The organism is Streptomyces sp. NPDC028298 (assembly GCF_055565895.1).
The window spans coordinates 292,983-314,067 of the sequence record NZ_JBVHTL010000010.1 but is presented as its reverse complement, the minus strand read 5'-3'; the positions used below and the strand labels follow the sequence as shown (position 1 = coordinate 314,067).

The following is a 21,085-nucleotide window of genomic DNA, read 5'->3' as shown; positions in this document are numbered from 1 at the left end:
GAATTGTTCGCGAAGGGGCGGTTGAGGGTGAGCGCGTCGGGCACGGCCGCGGCCGGGCAGGTCGAGCACATGCTGCGCCAGGTGACTCCCGGGCGTTACGACGCCTACGAGGCGCTCCTTCGCGCGCTCGCGACCCCGTCGTCCGGCCAGGTGTGGATGCTGCTGTGGCACGGCCAGGCCGGCTCCCCGGACGCCCAGTACGGGAACATGCAGGTGGACGGCTTCGGTTACGCGCCCTGCGTCACCTCCGCGCAGGAGCTCTCGGCCAGTGGCTGGAACCGCAGTTACGAGGTCGTGGACGGGCTGGACGTCGCCCGCACCCTGTACCCGGACCACTTCGGCCTGTGGCTCAACCCGCACGCCCCGAACGGCGGCCTCGGCATCCCGTGGCTGGATCTGCGCCGGATCGCCACGGGCCTGGAGCGCCAGCCCGCGGGCCCGCTGCGGCTGTCCGAACCGGCCATCGAGATCCCGCAGTTCTACGCCCTGCTCACGCAGAACGCCCATCTGACCCCGGCCGTACGGTCGTTGCGCCGGGCCTGGGTCCAACCCACGGTCGGGGCGCCGTATCTGGCCATCGGCCTGGACGTGTACGACACCTCGCCGCCCGCCGTCGACTCGGTGCGGGCGATGATGCAGCAGTCCATCGGCGCGGTTCCGGACGGCCTGCCCGTGTCCACCGTCGCGATGTCGGACGAGTTCGACCCGGTGGCGATGTGGCTGCGCGCGAACGCGCGCCCGTTCTACGACCGTGAGGCGCACGGCGCTCCGGCGCAGGCGCCGACCGCGGGTGGTTACGGCTATCCGCCTGCCCGCGGCGGCTACTGAGGGCGTCCCGAATCCCGGACCTGTCGGATGCCAGTGCGAGAACGACTGGCATCATGATTCTGCACACGGCCTTCACGAGGCGTGCGTTCCATACTGCTGACCTGCGGGGAAGCCGACTGATGTGCCGATTGTCCCGTTTTGGCGGGACTTCTGATCCAAAAGACCCTTTCATGGCTTTTCGGCTCAATTGGCAGTCGTCCGGCTCCCGTTACCCACTGTTCGGATAACGGAATCCCCCAACAAGCATCACGGTTGCGCATACTTTCTCCATGAAGCCTGGCAACTGATCGTGGCGGCACTGAAGACTCGCCCATCAGACACGGGGTCGTTCGATCCTGTGAGCGAGTGCAAGCCGAATCATCAGCCGGGTCACCGGACCGCACCATCTGCGGTCAACTTCCCGGCGAGCAAGTGAACCAAGCCGCAGACAGCGGCAGTCGTAGGCCGGTCACCACCGGCGAGAGGGGTCGGGTCACTGTGACCGCACCGATCGAGACCACCGCGGCGGCAACGGAAGCGCAGCCTGAGGCTGTGCTTGCCGGAGCCGACAAGGGGCGGATCGAGGGCCGTTCCCTGGGGCAGATCGCCTGGACGCGCTTCAAGCGTGACAAGGTGGCGGTCGCCGGCGGTGTCATCGTCGTACTGCTCATCCTGATGGCCATCCTCGCCCGCCCCATCCAGTCGATGCTGGGGCTGGACCCGAACGCCTTCCACCAGGACCTGATCGACGCCAACACCTCGCTGCCCAAGGGCGGGATGGGCGGCATGAGCGCCGACCACCCGCTCGGTGTGGACCCGAAGTTCGGCCGCGACCTCGCCACCCGCCTCCTCGAGGGCTCCTGGGTGTCCCTGGTCGTCGCCTTCGGCGCCACCATCCTGTCGAACGTGATCGGCGCGATCCTCGGTGTCGTCGCGGGCTTCTACGGCGGGCGGGTCGACTCGATCATCAGCCGCCTGATGGACACCTTCCTCGCCTTCCCCCTCCTGCTCTTCGCGATCGCCATCTCGGCCACCCTTCAGGGCGGCGCGTTCGGCCTCGAAGGGCTTCCGCTCCACCTGAGCGTGCTGATCTTCGTGATCGGCTTCTTCAACTGGCCCTACCTGGGCCGGATCGTGCGTGGCCAGACGCTGGCCCTGCGCGAGCGGGAATTCGTGGACGCCTCCCGGGGCATGGGCGCCAAGGGCCCGTACATCCTGTTCCGGGAGCTGCTGCCCAACCTGGTCGGCCCGATCATCGTCTACTCGACGCTGCTCATCCCGACCAACATCCTCTTCGAGGCTTCCCTCAGCTTCCTCGGTGTCGGCATCCAGCCCCCGCAGGCATCCTGGGGCGGCATGCTCCGTGAAGCGGTCACCTACTACGAGGTCGACCCGCAGTTCATGATCGTGCCCGGCCTCGCCATCTTCGTGACCGTCCTCGCCTTCAACCTTCTGGGCGACGGTCTCCGCGACGCTCTCGACCCGCGCAGCCGCTGATGCCTGACGGACACCGAGAGATCACCAAGTTTCCGACAATGGAGGGGAACCCGCCCATCATGCGTAGGTCAACGCTGGCCGCCATTGCGGCCATCGGCTCCGCGAGTCTGCTCGTTGCAGGCTGCAGCAAGGCCGATGACAACAAGAACACCGACAACACGAAGTCAGCTGGGGCCAACGCAGCGACCAAGGACGTCGTCAACGCCTCCACCAAGAAGGGGGGCACGGTCACGTACGAGTACTCGGACGTGCCGGACTCCTTCGACCCGGGCAACACGTACTACGCGTACATGTACAACCTGAGCCGCCTGTACGCGCGCCCGCTGATGACGTTCCAGCCCGGCGCCGGCGAGAAGGGCAACACCCTTGTCCCCGACCTCGCGGCCTCCAAGGGTGTCCCGAGCGACGGCGGCAAGACCTGGACGTACAAGCTGCGTTCGGGCCTGAAGTACCAGGACGGCACCGCGATCACGTCCAAGGACGTCAAGTACGCGGTCGAGCGCTCCAACTTCGCGCGTGACGTGCTCTCCCTCGGCCCGAACTACTTCCAGCAGTTCCTCGTGGGCGGCGACAAGTACAAGGGTCCCTACAAGGACAAGAGCGCCAAGGGCCTCTCCTCCATCGAGACCCCGGACGACACCACCGTCGTCTTCCACCTGAAGACGGCCTTCCAGGAGTTCGACTACCTGGTCGCCTCGCCGCAGACGGCTCCGGTCCCGCAGGCCAAGGACAACGGCGTCGACTACGTCAAGAACATCGTGTCCTCGGGCTCGTACAAGTTCCAGAGCTACGCCGACGGCAAGCAGGCCGTCCTCGTGCGCAACGAGAACTGGGACGCGGCGACCGACCCGCTGCGCAAGCAGTACCCGGACAAGATCGTCGTCAACCTGAAGGTCGCCGCCGAGACGATCGACAAGGACGTCCTCGCGGGCGACGCGATCGACCTCGGTGGTGGCGGTGTCCAGGCCGCGACCCAGGCGGACGTGCTCACCTCCGCCGCCAAGAAGGCCAACACGGACAACACCTACGGTGGCCGTCTGGTCTACATGGCGATCAACACCAAGGTGAAGCCGTTCGACAACGTCGCGTGCCGCAAGGCCGTGCAGTTCGCGATCGACAAGGTCTCGGTCCAGACGGCCGAGGGCGGCCCGATCCGCGGCGACATCGCCTCCACGGTTCTCCCGCCGGACATCCCGGGCTACGAGAAGTCGGACGTCTACGCGTCGGCCGGCAACAAGGGTGACGCCGCCAAGGCCAAGGAGCAGCTCAAGGCCTGCGGCAAGGAGACCATCAACACCAACATCTCCGCCCGCAGCGACCGCCCGCAGGAGATCGACGCCGCCACGGCGATCATCGCCTCGCTGAAGAAGGTCGGCATCAACGCCAGCCTGAAGCAGTACCCCTCGGGCAAGTACTTCACCGACTACGCGGGTGTCCCGAAGTTCACCGAGAAGAACAACATCGGTCTGATCATGATGCAGTGGGGTGCCGACTGGCCCTCCGGCTACGGCTTCCTGCAGCAGATCCTGAACGGTTCCGCGATCGGCGACTCCGGTAACACCAACCTGTCGCAGTACGACAACAAGGACGTCAACAGTCTTCTCGAGAAGGCGATCGGCACGCAGGACGACGCCGCGCGTCTCGGCCTGTACACGCAGATCGACAAGAAGACCATGGACGACGCCGTCCTCGTGCCGCTGACCTACTTCAAGGTCCTGCTGGCCCGCCCGCAGTACGCGACCAACCTGGTCTCCACGGCGGCCTTCAGCGGTCAGTACGACTACCTCAACATCGGCACCACGAAGAAGTAGCCCCGGAAGGCAGGTGAAGGCATTGGTGCCCGCGGGCTCAGCCCGCGGGCACCAGCGCCGATCCCCGTGATTTCGTACATCCTCCGTCGGACGGCAGCGGCAGCGATCCTGCTCCTGGTCGTCTCCGCGGTCACCTTCGCCATCTTCTTCCTGCTGCCCAGACTGGCCGGCCAGACGCCCGACCAGCTCGCGCAGCAGTACATCGGGAAGAGCCCGTCGAAGGCCGACATCATCGCGGTCAAGCACAACCTCGGTCTGGACCAGCCCGTCTACGTCCAGTACTGGCACTTCATCAAGGGGATCGTCAGCGGCGCTACCTACGACCTGGGTCCCACCACGGCGCACTGTGACGCGCCGTGCTTCGGGTACTCCTTCAAGACCCACCAGGCCGTGTGGCCGGACCTCACCTCGCGTCTTCCGGTGACCCTCTCGCTCGCCGCGGGTGCCGCGGTGCTGTGGCTGCTGTCCGGCGTGGCCGCGGGTGTGATCTCCGCCCTCAAGCCGCGTTCGTTCTTCGACCGCACCTTCATGGGCATCGCGCTCGCCGGTGTCTCGCTGCCCATGTTCTTCACGGGCAACCTGGCGCTGCTGCTCTTCACCGTCAACTGGCCGATCTTCGGACGCACTTACGTCCCGTTGACCGAGAACCCCGCGCAGTGGGCCAACACCCTCTTCCCCGCGTGGTGTTCTCTCGCTCTCCTGTACTCCGCCATCTACGCGCGGCTCACCCGCTCGGGCATGCTGGAGACGATGAACGAGGACTTCATCCGCACGGCCCGTGCCAAGGGCCTGCGCGAGGGCAAGGTCGTGGTCCGGCACGGACTGCGCGCCGCCCTCACCCCGATCATCACCGTCTTCGGCATGGACCTCGGTCTGCTGCTCGGCGGTGCCGTGATCACCGAGTCCGTGTTCTCTCTGCACGGCATCGGCCAGTACGCCGTGCAGGGCATCACCGACAACGACCTGCCGAAGATCCTCGGCGTGACTCTTCTCGCCGCGTTCTTCGTCGTCGTGGCAAATCTCCTGGTGGACCTGCTGTACGCCGCCGCCGACCCGCGGGTGAGGCTCTCGTGACCGAACTTTCCAAGACCGGCGCCGCTGTCGGCGAGCCCGTCTCCTCGCCCTCGGACGCTCCCAAGGCGTTCCTCGAAGTGCGCGACCTCAAGGTCCACTTCCCGACCGACGACGGTCTGGTCAAGTCTGTCGACGGTCTCAGCTTCTCGGTCGAGAAGGGCAAGACCCTCTGCGTCGTGGGCGAGTCGGGTTCCGGCAAGTCCGTCACCTCGCTGGCGATCATGGGTCTGCACCGCCTCGGCGCGCGCGGCAAGAACGTCCAGATGTCGGGCGAGATCTGGCTCGACGGCAAGGAACTGGTCAACGCCCACCCGGACGAGGTGCGCAAGCTCCGCGGCCGCGAGATGGCGATGATCTTCCAGGACCCGCTGTCCGCGATGCACCCGTACTACACGATCGGCAACCAGATCGTGGAGGCGTACCGCACCCACCACAAGGTCAGCAAGAAGGTCGCCCGCACGCGGGCGATCGAGATGCTCGACCGCGTGGGCATCCCCGAGCCGGGCAAGCGCGTCGACAGCTACCCGCACGAGTTCTCGGGCGGTATGCGCCAGCGCGCGATGATCGCCATGGCGCTCGTCAACAACCCCGAGCTGCTCATCGCGGACGAGCCGACGACCGCCCTGGACGTCACCGTCCAGGCGCAGATCCTCGACCTCATCCGCGACCTGCAGAAGGAGTTCGGCTCCGCGGTCGTCCTCATCACCCACGACCTGGGTGTGGTGGCCGAGATCGCCGACGACGTCCTCGTGATGTACGGCGGCCGGTGCGTCGAGCGCGGCACCGCCGAGCGGGTCTTCGAGCAGCCGCAGCACCCCTACACCTGGGGTCTGCTCGGCTCGATGCCCCGTATCGACCGTGAGACGTCCGAACGGCTCATCCCCGTCAAGGGCCAGCCGCCGAGCCTCATCAACGTCCCCTCGGGCTGCGCCTTCCACCCGCGCTGCCCGTACGCGGACCTGCCCAAGGGCAATGTCACCCGCACCGTGCGCCCCGAACTGCAGCTCGTTGGCAGCGATCACTACACCGCCTGCCACCTCTCGCAGGAGGACCGCACGCGGATCTGGACCGAAGAGATTGCGCCGAAGCTGTGAGTGAGAACAACAAGACGGACGGCGCCGGCGCGGTGATCCCGCAGCAGGCCGCGGCTCCCGAGCACCGCGCGAAGTCCTCGGAAAGCAGTGAGGTCCTCCTCCGGGTCCAGGGGCTGCAGAAGCACTTCCCCATCCGGAAGGGCGTTCTCCAGCGTCAGGTCGGCGCGGTCAAGGCCGTCGACGGCATCGACTTCGAGGTCCGCAAGGGCGAGACGCTCGGCGTCGTCGGCGAGTCCGGCTGCGGCAAGTCGACCATGGGCCGGGTCATCACCCGCCTCCAGGACCCGACCGGCGGCACCATCGAGTTCGAGGGCCAGGACATCACCCGTCTCAGCGCCTCGAAGATGCGTCCGCTGCGCCGTGACATCCAGATGATCTTCCAGGACCCGTACGGGTCGCTGAACCCCCGTCACACCATCGGCTCGATCGTCTCGGCGCCCTTCCGGCTCCAGAACGTGGAGCCCGAGGGCGGTGTGAAGAAGGAGGTCCAGCGGCTCCTGGAGCTGGTGGGTCTGAGCCCCGAGCACTACAACCGCTACCCGCACGAGTTCTCCGGCGGCCAGCGCCAGCGCATCGGCATCGCCCGCGCGCTCGCCCTGAAGCCGAAGCTGGTCGTGGCGGACGAGCCGGTCTCGGCGCTCGACGTGTCGATCCAGGCGCAGGTCGTGAACCTGATGGACGACCTGCAGTCCGAGCTCGGTCTGACGTACGTGATCATCGCTCACGACCTCTCCGTCGTGCGCCACGTCTCGGACCGCATCGCGGTGATGTACCTCGGCAAGATCGTCGAGCTCGCCGACCGCACCTCGCTCTACCAGGCGCCGATGCACCCGTACACCAAGGCCCTGATGTCGGCCGTGCCGGTGCCGGACCCCAAGCGCCGGGGCGCCAAGAGCGAGCGGATCCTGCTGCGCGGCGACGTTCCCTCGCCGATCGCGCCGCCGAGCGGCTGCCGGTTCCACACCCGGTGCTGGAAGGCCACGCAGGTCTGCAAGACGGTCGAGCCGCCGCTCATCGAGCTCAAGCCCGGCCAGCGCGTCGCCTGCCACCACCCGGAGAACGCCCCGGACCAGGCTCCGCAGGACGTCGTCCTGCTCTCGGCCGCCCGCGAAGCGGTCGAGCTGGTGTCCGGCGTGGAGTCCGCCGAGGTGTCGGGTACGGCTCCGGCCGAGCTCGCCGCCGACGCCGACAAGGACGCTGCCGCGTCCGACTCCGTCACCGTCGACGAGGCCGGCTCCGCGTCGGTCCCGGCCGCCGGTGACGAGGCCGGCTCCGAGAAGGACTCCGCGGTTGCGGAAGCCGATCGTCAGGAGTCAACCGGCAAGTAGGCCGTGACGACTTGGCAAAGTCATGAACATGCCTGAACGGGAGAGTGCAGAGTCCTGCGTGACCGTCTGATCGGAAACGATCGGCACACGTACGAAAGGGACGCGAAATGGCACTCTCCCGTTCGGCACGTTTAGGCGCGCTCGCCACAGCGGCGGCCTCCTTCCTCCTCGTCGCCGCCTCCTCCGCCCCCACCCCCGGCGCGGACGGCATCGGTGACCCCTACTTCCCCCAGCTCGGCAACGGCGGCTTCGACGCCCGCCACTACGCCCTCGACGTGGCGTACGACCCCGGCACCGACCGCCTCGACGGCGTGACGACCCTCACCGCCCGCGCCACCCAGAACCTCTCCGCCTTCGACCTGGACCTCCAGAAGCTGGACGTCACGAAGGTCGAGGTGAACGGCAGGAGAGCCCACTTCACGCGGGAGGGCGACGAGATCCGCGTCACCCCGCGCGGCCCCCTGGCCAGGGGCAAGAACTTCACGGTGACCGTCACCTACGGCGGGGTCCCCGAGCCGCTCAACGGCCCGATCGTGTTCGGCTCCGACTACGGGTGGATGAAGACCCCGGACGGCGTGTTCGTCGCCTGCGAGCCCAACGCCGCCTCCACCTGGTTCCCCTCCAGCGACCACCCGTCCGACAAGGCGACCTACGACATCCGCATCACCGCGCCCAAGGGCCTGACGGCGGTCTCCAACGGACGCCTGATATCGACCCGGGACAAGGGCGCCTCCACGGTCACCCACTGGCGCGAGAGCCGGCCCATGGCCACCTACCTCGCCACGGCGACCATCGGCACGTTCGACGTGAAGACCGGCACCACCCCGGGCGGTACACCGATCTACGTCGCGATCGACCCCGTGCTGGCCAACAGCAACAGCGTCGACGTGTACGCCGTCACCGCCGAGGCGACGGACTACTGGTCGCAGGTGTTCGGGCCCTACCCGTTCGAGGAGACCGGCGCGATCGTCGACGACATGCCCGAGGCCGGCTTCTCGCTGGAGGTCCAGTCGAAGCCCGCGTACTCGGCGGTGCGGTCGGAGACGACCATCGTGCACGAGCTGGCCCACCAGTGGTTCGGCGACTCGGTCTCGGTGGCGCACTGGAAGGACATCTGGCTCAACGAGGGCTTCGCGACCTACGCCCAGTGGCTGTGGGCCGAGCACAAGGGCACCCGCTCGGCGCACGACTCGTTCCTCGCCGGGTACAACCAGCGGCCCGCGGACTCCGCCTTCTGGCAGACCACGGTCGGCGATCCGCAGCGCGACACGATGTTCGCCTCGGCGGTCTACCAGCGGGGCGCGATGACGCTCCAGACACTGCGCGAGCGCATCGGCGACACCGCCTTCTTCAAGCTGCTGCCGGCCTGGACGAAGCTGCACCGGTACGGCAACGCGAGCACCGCCGACTTCATCGCCCTCGCGGAGCGGATCTCCGGGCAGCAGCTCGACGATCTCTTCCAGACCTGGCTGTTCACCACAGGCAAGCCGGCCCTCTAGACCTTCCTTCGTAAGGCGCACACCCCGCGACAGGTGAGAATGTGGGGGTGTTCCAGCAACTGTTCAGCCCCTCCGTCCAGCACACGCTCGATCTGATCGGCATCTTCGTCTTCGCGATCTCCGGCGCCCTGCTGGCCGTCCGCAAGAACTTCGACGTCTTCGGCATCGCCGTCCTCGCGGAGATCACCGCGCTGGGCGGAGGGCTGCTGCGCGACATCATCATCGGTGCCGTGCCCCCGGCCGCCTTCACCGACCTGGGGTACTTCACCACCCCGCTCGTCGCCGCCCTGCTCGTGTTCTTCCTGCACCCGCAGGTCGAGCGCATCCAGGTCGGCGTGAACGTCTTCGACGCGGCCGGGCTCGGACTGTTCTGCGTCACCGGCACGGTGAAGGCGTACGACTACGGGCTCGGCCTGACCGCCTCCGCCGCCCTCGGCCTCGCGACCGCCGTGGGCGGCGGTGTGCTGCGTGACGTCCTCGCCAACGAGGTCCCCTCGCTGCTGCGCTGGGACCGCGACCTCTACGCGGTCCCGGCGATGGTCGGCGCCACCATGGTGGTGCTCTGCATCCGCTACGACGCGCTCACGCCGTTCACCAGCGGCCTCGCCATCGTCACGGCCTTCGTGCTGCGCCTGTTCGCGATGCGCTACCACTGGCGAGCTCCGCGCGCGTGGAACCGCCGCTCGACGGTGCGGGAGGAAGAGACTTCCTGACGCCCGCCGCGTTCGCGGTGCCCGCGGCGCCCCGGTCGCCTCCGGCGTCCGCGGTCCCGGCGCCGTCGGGGACGCTCCCGGCGTCCGCGGTGCTTCCCCTGGCGCCGCCGAACTCCTCGGTCAGCCAGCGGAACACCTCCGGGAGCTGCGGCCGCCACAGCCCCATGTCGTGGCCGCCCATGCTGCGCGGCAGCAGCACCACGTCCACGCTCGTCGGCGGCTTCGCGATCGCCTGGATCGCCGCGCCCGCCTGGTAGCCGTCGCCGGACTCGCCGGAGAAGTAGAGGGCGAGCCGGGGGTGGACGCGCTCGGCGCGCAGCAGCAGGTAGGGGTTGTTCCGGCGGCGCAGTTCGAGGCTCCGTCCGGCGAGTGAACTGCGTTCGCCCTTGGGGTCGTTGTAGCCGGACATGCTCACCGCGGCCCGGTAGCGGTCGGGGTGGGCGACCGCCAGCTTGGTGGCGCAGTGCGCTCCGGCCGAGTATCCGGCCGTGGCCCAGCCGCGCGGGGCGGGCTCGGCGCGGAAGTTGTCCATGACCATCCGCGGCACGTCGATGCTGAGCCAGCTCTCCGCGTTCACCGTTCCCGGGATGTTCGCGCAGCCGGTGTCCGCCCTGGCCAGCAGGTTGGTGCGCGGCGCGACCAGGATGAACGGCGCGACCCGGCCGTCGAGCATCATCGGCCGCAGCTGTTCGTGCACCCGCAGGGATCCGAACCACGCCTTGGCGGAGCCCGGGTATCCCGGCAGCAGTTCCACGACGGGGAACCTCCGGTGCCGGTAGGCGGGTTCGTCGTACTGCGGTGGCAGCCAGACGTAGACCTCGGCGCCCACCCCCGACACCCGTCCCTTCAGGTCCGTGACGCGTACGCCGCCGGCCTGCCGCATCCGCGGCCCGTCGGCCGGCCGGAAGGTCTGCCGCATCCGGGGCAGGTCCCTCAGCGAGATCCCGCCGGTGCCGTCCGCGCCGAGGTCGGCGGCCTGCTGGACGTGGTTGCCGGTGCCGAGGAGGTCGGCCCAGTTGTCGTACAGGTTGTTGGCGTTGTTCACGAGGACGAACACCAGGCTGATCGCCGTCCCCTGGGCGAAGAGCAGCATCAGGAGCCGGGCCGCGGCGCGCACCGGCCCCGGTCCGGGCACCCGGGACCACAGGACCAGGGGAGTGAGGAGGGCGACGGCGCACAGTACGAAGGAGGTCAGGAGGAACGGTGTCCCGGTGAGGCTCATGTCCCATCAGAGGAGAACTCGGACCGATTGGTCACGGATGATTACGGACACTTGACAAGAAATTGCCGAATCCTCACCTGTATGGCCGGACAACGAGGGTGCCCCTGCGTCCGAAAGCGTGAAAGCTACCGCTTAGTAATTTCCTGTTGTACCGTTCACGCATGCCAGAAGCAGCTTCGGTACAGGCCGTACGGGCCACGATCGGCGACAGCGAGTTCGACCGGGACACCGCCGTCACCCCGCGGGGGAACGGCGTCTACGACGTCGACCTCTCCGCCGGGTGGACGATCATCAACGCCGTCAACGGCGGCTATCTGCTGGCCGTCCTCGGCCGCGCGCTCGCCGACGCGCTCCCGCACTCCGACCCCTTCACGGTCTCCGCGCACTATCTGACCGCGTCGCAGCCGGGCCCCGCGGTCGTCCGCACGGACGTCGTCCGCACCGGCCGGACGCTGTCGACCGGACAGGCCTCCCTGTTCCAGTACGACGACGAGGGCCGCGAGGTCGAGCGCATCCGCGTGCTCGCCTCGTACGGAGACCTCGACTCCCTGCCCGACGACGTCCGGACGACCGCGCGGCCGCCGGCGATCCCGCCCATGGACCAGTGCTTCGGCCCGCAGGACGCCCCGGCCCCCATCCCCGGCAGCTCGGCCATCACCGACCGGCTGTTCCTCAAGCTCGACCCCGCCACCCTCGGCTGGGCGCTCGGCGCCCCGTCCGGCAAGGGCGAGATGCGGTCGTGGTTCGGACTCGCCGACGGCCGGGACGCGGACCCGCTCTCGCTGCTCCTCGCGGTCGACGCGCTGCCGCCGACGGCCTTCGAGATCGGCCTCTCCGGCTGGGTGCCGACCGTCGAGCTGACCGTGCACGTGCGGTGCCGCCCGGCGCCCGGCCCGCTGCGTGTGTCGATCACCACCCGCAACCTCGCCGGGGGCTTCCTGGAGGAGGACGCGGAGGTCTGGGACAGCCAGGACCGCCTGGTCGCCCAGTCCCGCCAGCTCGCCCGCGCCCGCCTCGCCTGACCCGGTCCGGGCCTTCGCGCCCCGGCCACGGATTCGGGGGCACCCCTCCTGCCGGGGGTGCCCCCGAGTCAGCGCTCCGCGCCGTCAGACGGTCACCAGGGGGCGGCGGCCCATCCAGGCCGCCAGCCGCCCGTAGGCGTCCGCGCCCTCGGGTGCCGGCACCACGGCGCCGAACGGCAGCTCGGGGTCCTCGCGCCCCTCGTCGGGCAGCACACGGGCGGCGATGGTGAGCGCGAACTCGGCCAGTTCCGGATCGAGTTCGAGGGGCCGTCCCAGCGCCTCCGAGAGGTCCCAGGTGTGGGTCACCGCCTCCATGACGTACCCGGCGAGGGCGATCCGTCCACTCACCTCGCCCCAGGGCACCCGCACCGCCGCGTCCAGCCGCGTGTCGTCCGCCCACGCCACGCGGACCTGCTCCCTGGCCTCGGCGTAGGCGGCGCTCCAGCCGTCGTCCGGCACGCCGTCGGCGAACGGCCGCACCGCGAGCCCGTCCCCGCCCGCCCCGATCACGGCGATCCGCCGGGTGCCGCCGACCATGTGCGACAGCAGCAGACGTACGTCGAACTCGGCGCACGGGGTGACACCGTCCAGTCGCTCCGGCCGGACGGCCGCGATCAGCGACGCGATCTGCGCGGCGGCGCGGGAGTACAGAGGGCGGGGGTCCATCGCGTTCATGACTACCTCTTCCGTGGGTCGGTGTGCCCTCACTCTCGACGCATAACCTGACAGTTTCCGTCAACATTTGTGCGGGCCCGGCGCGGGCGCGATCCTGGGCGCGTGAAGTCCGACCGCCTCCTCTCGATCCTGCTGCTCCTCCAGACCCGCGGCCGCGTCCCGGCCCGCGAACTCGCCGACCGGCTGGAGGTGTCGGTGCGCACCGTCTACCGGGACGTCGAGGCCCTGTCCGCCTCCGGCGTCCCCGTCTACGCCGAACGCGGGCGGCACGGCGGCATCGAGCTGCTCGCCGGATTCCGTACGGACGTCACGGGACTGACCGCGGACGAGTCCCGGTCGCTGTTCATCCTGGCCGCGCAGGGCGCGCACGCCGCCCTCGGCCTGGACGCGGCGCTCGGCTCGGCGCTGCGCAAGGTCATGGCCGCACTGCCGGCCCCCTTCAGGCCCGCCGCCGAGGTCACCGGGCGGCGGATCCTCGTCGACGCCACCCGCTGGCGGGGCGGTCCCCGACGGGCCGTCGACCTGGACGTACTGCAGGACGCCGTCTTCTCCGACCGCCGGCTCCGGCTGCGCTACCGCCACGGCGGGGACGCAGAACCGCGCACGTACACCGTCGACCCGTACGGCCTCGTCTCCAAGGCGGGTGTCTGGTACCTGGTCGCCGACCGGCGCGGCGCTCCGCGGCTGTTCCGCGCCGACCGGGTCCGCACGGCCACCCTGCTGCCGGACCCGGTGCGGCGCCGTCCGGGCGTCGAACTCGCCGACGCCTGGGAGGTGTTGCGCCGCCAGGTCGAGGAGCGGCCGGGCGGCGTCGACGTCACGGTCCGGGTGCGGCGCTCCCGCCTGGACATGTTCGTACGCCTCCACGCGGCCTCCCTCGCCGAGCTGCCCGAGGACGACGGCGCCGGCGAGTGGGTGACGGCGCGCCTGGTCCTCGGCTCGGTGCGCGAGTCCCGCACCCTGCTGGCCTTCGGCGACGCGCTGGAGATCCTCGCCCCGCCCGAGGCCCGCCGAGAACTGTCCACGACGGCGGCGGCCATCAGAGCGGTGTACGAGCCGGATTGAGCACGGGGCCCGACACCGCGCCGAGGCTGCCCTGGGGCCGCGCCGGGGCCGTCTCGCACAGCAAGGCACAGGTTCGGCACAGCGTGGCCCTACGTGGATCTGGTCCGCTGTCAGCCGCTCGTCCGGCTCTCGTCGGCCGATCCACGTGACTTGACTGGGAGTTGCCCCAATGAACCGTCGTGCACGACTCGTTCCCCTCGTCGCCGTCCTCGCGCTCTCGCCCCTCCTGGCGGCCTGCGGCTCCGGTGACTCGTCGTCCTCGGACGGCACCACCTCCGGCGAGCAGAACTGCACCCGCCCGTCCGGGATGCCGAGCGGCGGGCCCGGCGGCCGCCCCAGCGGCGCTCCCACGGGCATGCCCTCGCGGTCCGGAACCCCCTCGGCGATGCCCACCGGGAAGGCCCCGTCCGGTTTCCCCTCAGGAATGCCGAGCGGTGCCCCCGGCGGCGGCACGGGTGGCGGCCAGGCCGGTGGTTGCGGCGGCCCCGGCGGGGGGCAGATGGGCCAAGGCCAGGGCTGAGACCCGGGGCCTGGCCGCTGCCGCCGTCCCGGCCTCTCGTCCCGGTCCGGCTCTGCCGGGTCCCGGGGCGGGCGGGGGTTCGCGAACCGTGCCGGGCCCGGCTCAGGGTTCCTCGCGGCGCGGCCCCGTAGCGGGGCCGCGGCCGCCGACCGGTCGCCGCGGCGGTCAGCCGAGCCAGTGGCGGCGGCCGATGCTGATCAGCCGCATCTGGCGGCTCGCCACCCCGGCCACCCGCTCGCGTTCCGCCTCGGAGCCGTCCAGCGCCTCCAGGAACGCCGAGGCCGCCATCAGCATGTGGTCGACGTACAGGCCGGCCAGCATCAGCAGATCGTCGTCGCTCCACCCCGCCGACTCGGGGTGCTCGGCCAGCGCGTCCCTGACCTCCTCGGCGAACCGGGCCAGTTGCTCGCGGATCGCCTCCCGTACCGGAGCGACCCCGCCGTGCCGCTCGCGGGCGATGAAACGGACGTGCGCCGGATGCGCCGCGACGTGATGGGCGATCACCTCGACGGCGCGAGCGATGCGTTCCTCGCTGTCCCCGGCCGTGGACAGCGTGTCCTCGATCACCGGGTGCAGGCTCCCGAGCGCCTCCTCGACCAGCGCCGCCCCGAGATCCGCCGTCGAGCGGAAGTGCCGGTAGAAGGCGGTCGGGGCGACTCCGACGGCACGGGTGACCTCGCGCAGCCCCAGGCTGCTCAGGCTCTGATCCTCCAGAAGCCCCAACGCGGCGTCCAGCAGGGCCTGTCGGGTCTTCTGCTTCTGCGCCTGGCGGATGCCGAGAGTGTGACTCATGCCATGCAGTTAACAACTGTTCTCTGGAATTTAAAAGCCGTGGGACACGTTAGACTCCAGAGTCAGTGAACAAGTGTTACTACAACCGTTCACTGAGTCGTCAAGTCCCGGAAACATCGGGCCCTCACCGTTGAGGTGCCGGAGGTTCCGAGACCGGACTTCGAGACTTCTTCGAGAGGCATCTCATGCTGTTCCTCGTCGCCGCACTCCTGCTGCTCGGCGTTGTGATGGGCTCCGTGGCGCACGCGCCGCTGAGCTTCACCCTCGCCGCCGCGGCCGTCATCGGCGTCTGGCTGATCGTCTTCGCGCTGCGTGAGCGCGGGGCCCGCCGACGCCACTCCTCCGCCAACTGACCGTTGGTCCCGCACCTTTGCCGACCGGCCGTTGGTCCACCCCTTCACCAACTGACCGTTGGGAGCTGACTCACGTCATGGAACTCACCGCGCGCACCACCGGCACCACCCGCTCCACCCGCACGGCCACCACCGGCGCCGACCGCACCGCCGAAGCCGCGCGCACCCCCGGTGCCGCCGGGGCCGTCCGCGCCACGCGCCGGACCGGCGTCAAGGACGCCGACGGCATGGCCGTGGCCTCCTTCGTCCTCGGCCTGCTCGGCCTGCTCGTGCTGAACCTCTTCCTGGGCCCCATCGCCATCGTGCTCGCCTCCGTCGCGCTGTGGCGCGGCACGGTCCGCCGCGGCCGCGCGTTCCTCGGCCTCGGCCTGGGGATCGCCGACCTGGTCGTCCTGGTCGCCTTCATGCAGGTCGACAACACGGTGTCCTGGAGCTTCTGAGGCCGCCACGGGGCCCAGGGGACGGGGGGCCGGGGCGAGGGGGAGCGGGCCCGTAGAATCGAGCCCACCATGGCTTACCTCGACCACGCCGCGACCACCCCCATGCTTCCCGAGGCAGTAGAGGCACTGACCGCCCGACTGGGCGTCACGGGCAACGCCTCCTCCCTCCACGCCGCCGGCCGCACCGCGCGGCGCGCGGTCGAGGAGGCCCGCGAGACCCTGGCGGACTCCCTCGGCGCCCGCCCCAGCGAGGTGGTCCTCACCTCCGGCGGCACCGAGGCCGACAACCTCGCGGTGAAGGGCCTGTACTGGTCCCGCAGGGACGCCGACCCGGCCCGCACCCGCGTGCTCGCGAGCCCCGTCGAGCACCACGCCGTCCTCGACGCGGTCCACTGGCTCGGCGAGCACGAGGGCGCCACGGTCGAGTACCTGCCCGTCGACGCCTACGGCCGCGTCCACCCCGAGGCCCTGCGCGAGGCCATCGCCCGCAACCCCGAGGACGTCGCCCTCGCCACGGTCATGTGGGCCAACAACGAGATCGGCACCATCATGTCGGTCCGCGAACTCGCCGACGTCGCGGCCGAGTTCGACGTCCCGCTGCACGCCGACGCGGTCCAGGCCTTCGGTCAGGTCCCCGTCGACTTCGCGGCCTCCGGCCTCGCCGCGATGACGGTGTCCGGCCACAAGATCGGCGGCCCGTACGGGATCGGCGCGCTGCTCCTCGGCCGTGAGTACACCCCGGTTCCCGTGCTGCACGGCGGCGGTCAGGAACGCCACGTCCGCTCCGGCACGCTCGACGTGCCCGCCATCGCGTCCTTCGCGGTCGCCGGACGGCTGGCCGCCGAACGCCAGGAGTGGTTCGCCCGCGAGATCGGCGCCCTGCGCGACGACCTGGCCGACGCGGTCGTGAAGGCCGTGCCCGACGCCATCCTCGGCGGAGACCCGGCACCCGGGGGCCGGCTGCCCGCGAACGCCCACTTCACGTTCCCCGGCTGCGAGGGCGACTCGCTGCTCCTGCTGCTCGACGCGCAGGGCATCGAGTGCTCCACCGGATCGGCCTGCACGGCGGGGGTGGCCCAGCCGAGCCACGTCCTCCTCGCCACCGGCACCGACCCCGACCTCGCCCGGGGCACCCTGCGCTTCTCCCTGGGCCACACCTCCACCCGGGCCGACGTCGCCGCGGTGGCGCAGGCCATCGGCCCTGCGGTGGAACGGGCGCGCCGGGCGGGCCTCACCTGACCTCACCCGCCGAGGACCGGGACCGGATCGGGAGAACCGGGACCGGGAGAGCCGGGGCCGGGAGAGCCGGGGCCGGGATCGGCACCCGGAGGAGACCCGGGGCCGGGACCGATCGGCCCGGGTCAGGCGGACGCCGTACGTGCCCGCCGGACGAGCCGTATGTACCGGTCCCAGTCCCAGTGCCGCCCGGGATCCGTGTGGTCCGTGCCCGGGACCTCGACGTGCCCGATGATGTGCTCGCGGTCCACGGGAATGCCGTACCGCCCGCAGATCCCGGCCGTCAGCCGCGCCGACGCCTCGTACATCGCGTCCGTGAACGAGGAGGGGCGGTCGACGAATCCCTCGTGCTCGATGCCGACACTGCGTTCGTTGTACGAGCGGTTTCCCGCGTGGAACGCCACGTCCAGCTCGCGGATCATCTGCGTGACATGGCCGTCCTTGCGCACGATGTAGTGCGCTGCGGCTCCGTGCTTGGGGTCCTGGAAGACCCGTACCGCGCTCGCGAAGCTGCCCTGGGTGACATGGACGACCACGCGGTCTATCCCGTAGTCGTCGGGTCGGTCCGCCCGCCGCCAGTTCGCCGCGGAGGCCGCCACCCACTGCGCGCCCCGGAAGTCCACCGCCCCGGCCACGCGTGACTTCTCCACGCCCGGCAGCCGCCACCACAGGTGCGACAGCTTCTCCCGGGCGAGACCGGCCGCGCTCGCGGCGGCCACCAGACCGCCGATCAGCAGCACCCGGCGGCCGACCGGCTTGTCGCCGTCCCCGGCTCCCGCCGCGGCTCCACGGCTTCGCGGCGCTCCCGGACTCCCCTTTTTCGCCCCCATGCGATCTTCAACGGATACTCGCGGGTCCCGGTTCCCGCGGCCCCGTACTCTGGAGGGGTTATGACTGACACCTCGCAGCGCCCCCTCCGCGTCCTCGCCGCCATGTCGGGCGGAGTGGACTCCGCCGTAGCCGCCGCCCGTGCCGCCGAGGCCGGGCACGACGTGACGGGCGTGCACCTCGCCCTCTCGGCGAACCCGCAATCGTTCCGGACCGGCGCGCGCGGCTGCTGCACCATCGAGGACTCGCGCGACGCCCGCAGGGCCGCCGACGTCATCGGCATCCCGTTCTACGTCTGGGACCTCGCCGAGCGCTTCCGCGAGGACGTCGTCGAGGACTTCATCGCCGAGTACGAGGCCGGCCGCACGCCGAACCCGTGCCTCCGCTGCAACGAGAAGATCAAGTTCGCCGCGCTGCTGGACAAGGCGCTCGCGCTCGGCTTCGACGCGGTCTGCACCGGCCACTACGCCCAGGTGATCGTCCGCGAGGACGGCACCCGCGAGCTGCACCGCGCCTCGGACATGGCCAAGGACCAGTCGTACGTCCTCGGCGTCCTGGACGACCGCCAGCTCGCCCACGCGCTGTTCCCGCTCGGCGACACGGTCACCACCAAGGACGAGATCCGGGCCGAGGCCGAGCGCCGGGGCCTGGCCGTCGCCAAGAAGCCCGACTCGCACGACATCTGCTTCATCGCCGACGGCGACACCCAGGGCTTCCTCGCGGGCCGGCTCGGCAAGGCCGAGGGCGACATCGTCGACGAGAGCGGCGCCACGATCGGCACCCACGAGGGCGCCTACGGCTTCACGATCGGCCAGCGCAAGGGACTGCGCATCGGCACCCCGGCCGCCGACGGCAAGCCCCGCTACGTCCTCGACATCTCACCGGTGAACAACACGGTCACGGTCGGCCCGGCCGCCTCCCTGGACGTGTCCGCGCTGACCGCGATCAAGCCCCGCTGGTGCGGCGTGGCCCCGACCGGCCCCGGCACCTACACCGCCCAGCTCCGCGCCCACGGGGGCGAGACGGAGGTGAGCGCCGACCTCGTCGACGGCGAGCTGCGGGTCACCTTCACCGAGCCGGTCCGCGGCGTCGCGCCCGGCCAGGCGATCGTCCTGTACGACGGCACCCGCGTGGTGGGCTCGGCGACGATCGCGACGACCACGCGCGCGACGGCGGACGTCTAGCCGGACCGGGCGAGGGGGACCTCGCCCCCTTGCCCGATCGACTGGTCGCCCGGCCGCCTAGACGCCCGTACGGAAGAACTCCGCCAGCACCGGAGCCAGCACCCGGGGATCCACCATGTGGGTCTGACCCTCCAGCGTGCGGTACGACCCGTTCGGCGCCGCCTCCGCGATGCTCCGCGCCGCCTCGCGCATCCACGCGGGGCTGGCGTCGCCCGCGACGGACAGCAGGGGCAGGGAGAGAGTGGCCAGCCGCTCGCGGGGCACCCGGCTCTCGCCCCTCCCCATGGCGGCGTCGTCGTAGGCCAGGGTCGGCGCGATGGCCTCCATACCGGGCCAGGCGTGGGACATGCGCACCCCGGAGATCATCTCCGGGGGCGTGCCCACGAGGGTCAGGAACAGTTCGACGGCGTCGCCGCGCCGGTCCTGGCCGAGCAGTTCCGTCAGCCGTTCGGTGTACTCGGCCCGCTGCTTGCCCGCGACCTCGTCGACGGCGAACGGCGTCTCGTAGACGACGACTTCACGGACGGGCAGCCCGCTCATGGCCGCCTCCAGGGCCAGCGCGCCGCCCGACGAGATGCCGTAGAGCGCCGCGCTGCCCCCGAAGGTCTCGATCAGTGCCGCGATGTCCTCGATCTCACGGGCCACCGCGAAGGGCGCCGTGTCGCCGCTGTCGCCGCGGCCCCGCCGGTCGTAGGTGACGGCGCCGAAGCGGTCCGAGAGGGCCTCGGCGAGCGGCGCGAGCGTGGCGCCGGTGCACATGGCACCGCCGACCAGGACGACCGTCGGGCCGTCACCGTGGCGTTCGTACGCGATGGGTGTCCCGTCGCGCGAGATGGTCTTCTTGTCCATGCCTGCACAGACTGCCCGCAGCCCGGGAACTCATCGCGTCACCACGCCCGCGTCCGCCCGGATCTCAGGACACGTCGACCTCGTAGAAGCACAGATGGTCCCTGATCTCGGCGACATCGGGCTTGGGATCGGGGTAGGCCCACACCAGATCGGCCGCGCCGGGACGCGACCAGTAGGACGCGGTGCCCTTGAACGGGCAGTACGTGTGGGTGTCGGAAGGCGTCAGCAGGTCCAGGCGGACGTCCTCGGGCGGGATGTAGTAGCGCACCGGACAGCCCGTCTCGCGCAGCACCAGGGGGCGGTCGCTCTCCGCCAGGACCTGGCCGCCGTGCACGACACGGACGCTCCGCGTGCCCTGCTCGATGGTGATCGTGTGTCCTTCAGCCATACAGGGAAAGCGCTCGCGGGCCCCGAATCGTTCCCGCGTACGGTGAAGCCATGAACATCTGCGTCTTCCTCTCCGCCGCCGACCTCGACGACCGCTACACACGCCCCGCGCGGGAGTTCGCCGAACTCCTCGGAAAGGGCGGCCACACCCTCGTGTGGGGCGGTTCCGACGTCGGACTCATGAAGGTCGTCGCCGACGGGGTGCAGCAGGCGGGCGGACGGCTCGTGGGCGTCTCCGTGGACTTCCTGGCCGACCGGGCCCGCCCGGGCGCCGAAGAGATGGTCGTCGCCCGTGACCTGGCCGAGCGCAAGGCGCTGCTCCTGGCGAAGGCCGACGCGGTCGTCGTCATGGTCGGCGGCACCGGCACCCTGGACGAGGCGACCGAGATCCTGGAGCTGAAGAAGCACGGGAAGACCGAGAAGCCGGTCGTCCTGCTGAACACGGCCGGCTTCTACGACGGCCTCAAGGAGCAGTTCCGGCGGATGGACACCGAGGGCTTCCTGCCGCGCCCCCTCACCGACCTGGTGTTCTTCGCCGAGGAGCCGGTGGGGGCGCTCGCCTACCTGGAGGAGAGCGTCGGCATCCGCTGACCGTCCGCGCGGTACGCGACCGGCACCCGCCGAGGTGGCGGGCGGTTCGGGACGCCGTCCGCCGAGATGCCCGGCGGGCGGTTCGAGACCGGCGCCCG

Annotated in this window: 22 protein-coding genes; 16 read left to right on the top strand and 6 right to left on the bottom strand. The window is 70.5% G+C overall.

Translation table 11 applies throughout. The features are described 5' to 3' along the window. The first annotated feature begins 27 nt into the window (after positions 1-27). The 8 genes from ACZ4TO_RS36080 (at position 28) to ACZ4TO_RS36045 (ending at position 9,823) form a co-directional block, all read left to right on the top strand. Entirely contained in the window at positions 28-828 is an 801-nt protein-coding gene (locus tag ACZ4TO_RS36080; RefSeq protein WP_382791128.1) for an enhanced serine sensitivity protein SseB C-terminal domain-containing protein, read from the top strand. A gap of 477 nt (positions 829-1,305) precedes the next feature. Then, positions 1,306-2,304 (top strand): ABC transporter permease, encoded by a 999-nt coding sequence (locus ACZ4TO_RS36075; protein ID WP_382791125.1) that lies wholly within the window; start codon positions 1,306-1,308, stop codon positions 2,302-2,304. A gap of 59 nt (positions 2,305-2,363) precedes the next feature. Beyond that, positions 2,364-4,115: an ABC transporter substrate-binding protein gene (locus tag ACZ4TO_RS36070; RefSeq protein WP_451076206.1), complete on the top strand. Its 1,752-nt coding sequence runs from the start codon at positions 2,364-2,366 to the stop codon at positions 4,113-4,115. A gap of 66 nt (positions 4,116-4,181) precedes the next feature. Then, positions 4,182-5,189, top strand: a complete 1,008-nt coding sequence (locus tag ACZ4TO_RS36065; RefSeq protein ID WP_382791118.1) for an ABC transporter permease — start codon at positions 4,182-4,184, stop codon at positions 5,187-5,189. Beyond that, the gene (locus ACZ4TO_RS36060; protein WP_382791115.1) at positions 5,186-6,283 is read left to right on the top strand and encodes an ABC transporter ATP-binding protein; all 1,098 of its coding nucleotides are present in this window, start codon (positions 5,186-5,188) and stop codon (positions 6,281-6,283) included. The genes ACZ4TO_RS36065 and ACZ4TO_RS36060 overlap by 4 nt, the downstream gene beginning before the upstream one ends. Beyond that, a complete protein-coding gene (locus ACZ4TO_RS36055) occupies positions 6,280-7,611 on the top strand; it encodes an ABC transporter ATP-binding protein (protein ID WP_382791111.1) in 1,332 nt (443 codons plus the stop codon). The genes ACZ4TO_RS36060 and ACZ4TO_RS36055 overlap by 4 nt, the downstream gene beginning before the upstream one ends. A 107-nt stretch (positions 7,612-7,718) precedes the next feature. Then, positions 7,719-9,110: a M1 family metallopeptidase gene (locus ACZ4TO_RS36050; protein WP_382791108.1), complete on the top strand. Its 1,392-nt coding sequence runs from the start codon at positions 7,719-7,721 to the stop codon at positions 9,108-9,110. Between the two features lie 47 nt (positions 9,111-9,157). Beyond that, on the top strand, positions 9,158-9,823 hold the full coding sequence (locus tag ACZ4TO_RS36045; protein WP_355767789.1) for a trimeric intracellular cation channel family protein: 666 nt from the start codon (positions 9,158-9,160) through the stop codon (positions 9,821-9,823). Here ACZ4TO_RS36045 and ACZ4TO_RS36040 read toward each other — a convergent pair. Further along, positions 9,723-11,045, bottom strand: coding sequence for an alpha/beta hydrolase (locus ACZ4TO_RS36040; protein ID WP_468026395.1), 1,323 nt, complete (start codon positions 11,043-11,045; stop codon positions 9,723-9,725). The genes ACZ4TO_RS36045 and ACZ4TO_RS36040 overlap by 101 nt on opposite strands. A 161-nt stretch (positions 11,046-11,206) precedes the next feature. Between ACZ4TO_RS36040 and ACZ4TO_RS36035 the strand changes: the two genes are divergently transcribed. Further along, complete coding sequence (locus ACZ4TO_RS36035; protein ID WP_382791101.1) at positions 11,207-12,067, top strand: thioesterase family protein; 861 nt, start codon at positions 11,207-11,209, stop codon at positions 12,065-12,067. 84 nt (positions 12,068-12,151) lie between these two features. Here the strand turns inward: ACZ4TO_RS36035 and ACZ4TO_RS36030 are convergent, their stop codons facing one another. Continuing rightward, positions 12,152-12,742, bottom strand: a complete 591-nt coding sequence (locus ACZ4TO_RS36030) for a TIGR03086 family metal-binding protein (protein ID WP_468026394.1) — start codon at positions 12,740-12,742, stop codon at positions 12,152-12,154. Between the two features lie 102 nt (positions 12,743-12,844). Here ACZ4TO_RS36030 and ACZ4TO_RS36025 point away from each other — a divergent pair, with 102 nt between their 5' ends. Further along, a complete protein-coding gene (locus ACZ4TO_RS36025) occupies positions 12,845-13,807 on the top strand; it encodes a helix-turn-helix transcriptional regulator (RefSeq protein ID WP_385046963.1) in 963 nt (320 codons plus the stop codon). 169 nt (positions 13,808-13,976) lie between these two features. Beyond that, entirely contained in the window at positions 13,977-14,327 is a 351-nt protein-coding gene (locus ACZ4TO_RS36020) for a hypothetical protein (protein WP_468026393.1), read from the top strand. Between the two features lie 165 nt (positions 14,328-14,492). Here ACZ4TO_RS36020 and ACZ4TO_RS36015 read toward each other — a convergent pair whose 3' ends face one another. Further along, on the bottom strand, positions 14,493-15,119 hold the full coding sequence (locus ACZ4TO_RS36015; RefSeq protein ID WP_382791088.1) for a TetR family transcriptional regulator: 627 nt from the start codon (positions 15,117-15,119) through the stop codon (positions 14,493-14,495). 185 nt (positions 15,120-15,304) lie between these two features. On the opposite strand from ACZ4TO_RS36015, the gene ACZ4TO_RS36010 reads away from it, so the two are divergent. The 3 genes from ACZ4TO_RS36010 (at position 15,305) to ACZ4TO_RS36000 (ending at position 17,151) form a co-directional block, all read left to right on the top strand. Further along, a complete protein-coding gene (locus ACZ4TO_RS36010) occupies positions 15,305-15,472 on the top strand; it encodes a hypothetical protein (RefSeq protein WP_355767555.1) in 168 nt (55 codons plus the stop codon). 227 nt (positions 15,473-15,699) lie between these two features. Continuing rightward, positions 15,700-15,912, top strand: a complete 213-nt coding sequence (locus ACZ4TO_RS36005; RefSeq protein ID WP_468026427.1) for a DUF4190 domain-containing protein — start codon at positions 15,700-15,702, stop codon at positions 15,910-15,912. Between the two features lie 69 nt (positions 15,913-15,981). Next, entirely contained in the window at positions 15,982-17,151 is a 1,170-nt protein-coding gene (locus tag ACZ4TO_RS36000; RefSeq protein WP_468026392.1) for a cysteine desulfurase family protein, read from the top strand. Between the two features lie 122 nt (positions 17,152-17,273). On the opposite strand, the gene ACZ4TO_RS35995 is transcribed toward ACZ4TO_RS36000, so the two are convergent. Then, positions 17,274-17,978 carry an N-acetylmuramoyl-L-alanine amidase gene (locus tag ACZ4TO_RS35995; protein ID WP_468026391.1) on the bottom strand — a complete coding sequence of 235 codons (705 nt, stop codon included), beginning with the start codon at positions 17,976-17,978 and terminating at the stop codon, positions 17,274-17,276. 60 nt (positions 17,979-18,038) lie between these two features. On the opposite strand from ACZ4TO_RS35995, the gene mnmA reads away from it, so the two are divergent. Continuing rightward, positions 18,039-19,160: a tRNA 2-thiouridine(34) synthase MnmA gene (gene mnmA, locus ACZ4TO_RS35990; protein WP_468026390.1), complete on the top strand. Its 1,122-nt coding sequence runs from the start codon at positions 18,039-18,041 to the stop codon at positions 19,158-19,160. Between the two features lie 57 nt (positions 19,161-19,217). Here the strand turns inward: mnmA and ACZ4TO_RS35985 are convergent, their stop codons facing one another. Both ACZ4TO_RS35985 and ACZ4TO_RS35980 read right to left on the bottom strand, forming a co-directional pair. Beyond that, positions 19,218-20,009, bottom strand: coding sequence for an alpha/beta fold hydrolase (locus ACZ4TO_RS35985; protein ID WP_468026389.1), 792 nt, complete (start codon positions 20,007-20,009; stop codon positions 19,218-19,220). Between the two features lie 64 nt (positions 20,010-20,073). Beyond that, entirely contained in the window at positions 20,074-20,397 is a 324-nt protein-coding gene (locus ACZ4TO_RS35980; protein WP_382791072.1) for a DUF427 domain-containing protein, read from the bottom strand. A gap of 50 nt (positions 20,398-20,447) precedes the next feature. On the opposite strand from ACZ4TO_RS35980, the gene ACZ4TO_RS35975 reads away from it, so the two are divergent. Then, positions 20,448-20,987: an LOG family protein gene (locus tag ACZ4TO_RS35975; RefSeq protein WP_468026388.1), complete on the top strand. Its 540-nt coding sequence runs from the start codon at positions 20,448-20,450 to the stop codon at positions 20,985-20,987. Positions 20,988-21,085 lie beyond the last annotated feature (98 nt).

Excerpts from the sequence above, each read along its gene's own strand:
- ACZ4TO_RS36050 (WP_382791108.1), top strand. The coding sequence starts at position 7,719 with ATGGCACTCTCCCGTTCGGCACGTTTAGGCGCGCTCGCCACAGCGGCG.
- ACZ4TO_RS36015 (WP_382791088.1), bottom strand. The coding sequence starts at position 15,119 with ATGAGTCACACTCTCGGCATCCGCCAGGCGCAGAAGCAGAAGACCCGA.
- mnmA (WP_468026390.1), top strand. The coding sequence starts at position 18,039 with ATGACTGACACCTCGCAGCGCCCCCTCCGCGTCCTCGCCGCCATGTCG.
- ACZ4TO_RS35995 (WP_468026391.1), bottom strand. The coding sequence starts at position 17,978 with ATGGGGGCGAAAAAGGGGAGTCCGGGAGCGCCGCGAAGCCGTGGAGCC.
- ACZ4TO_RS36070 (WP_451076206.1), top strand. The coding sequence starts at position 2,364 with ATGCGTAGGTCAACGCTGGCCGCCATTGCGGCCATCGGCTCCGCGAGT.
- ACZ4TO_RS35980 (WP_382791072.1), bottom strand. The coding sequence starts at position 20,397 with ATGGCTGAAGGACACACGATCACCATCGAGCAGGGCACGCGGAGCGTC.
- ACZ4TO_RS36020 (WP_468026393.1), top strand. The coding sequence starts at position 13,977 with ATGAACCGTCGTGCACGACTCGTTCCCCTCGTCGCCGTCCTCGCGCTC.
- ACZ4TO_RS36010 (WP_355767555.1), top strand. The coding sequence starts at position 15,305 with ATGCTGTTCCTCGTCGCCGCACTCCTGCTGCTCGGCGTTGTGATGGGC.
- ACZ4TO_RS35975 (WP_468026388.1), top strand. The coding sequence starts at position 20,448 with ATGAACATCTGCGTCTTCCTCTCCGCCGCCGACCTCGACGACCGCTAC.
- ACZ4TO_RS35985 (WP_468026389.1), bottom strand. The coding sequence starts at position 20,009 with ATGGACAAGAAGACCATCTCGCGCGACGGGACACCCATCGCGTACGAA.
- ACZ4TO_RS36005 (WP_468026427.1), top strand. The coding sequence starts at position 15,700 with ATGGCCGTGGCCTCCTTCGTCCTCGGCCTGCTCGGCCTGCTCGTGCTG.
- ACZ4TO_RS36000 (WP_468026392.1), top strand. The coding sequence starts at position 15,982 with ATGGCTTACCTCGACCACGCCGCGACCACCCCCATGCTTCCCGAGGCA.
- ACZ4TO_RS36040 (WP_468026395.1), bottom strand. The coding sequence starts at position 11,045 with ATGAGCCTCACCGGGACACCGTTCCTCCTGACCTCCTTCGTACTGTGC.
- ACZ4TO_RS36035 (WP_382791101.1), top strand. The coding sequence starts at position 11,207 with ATGCCAGAAGCAGCTTCGGTACAGGCCGTACGGGCCACGATCGGCGAC.
- ACZ4TO_RS36030 (WP_468026394.1), bottom strand. The coding sequence starts at position 12,742 with ATGAACGCGATGGACCCCCGCCCTCTGTACTCCCGCGCCGCCGCGCAG.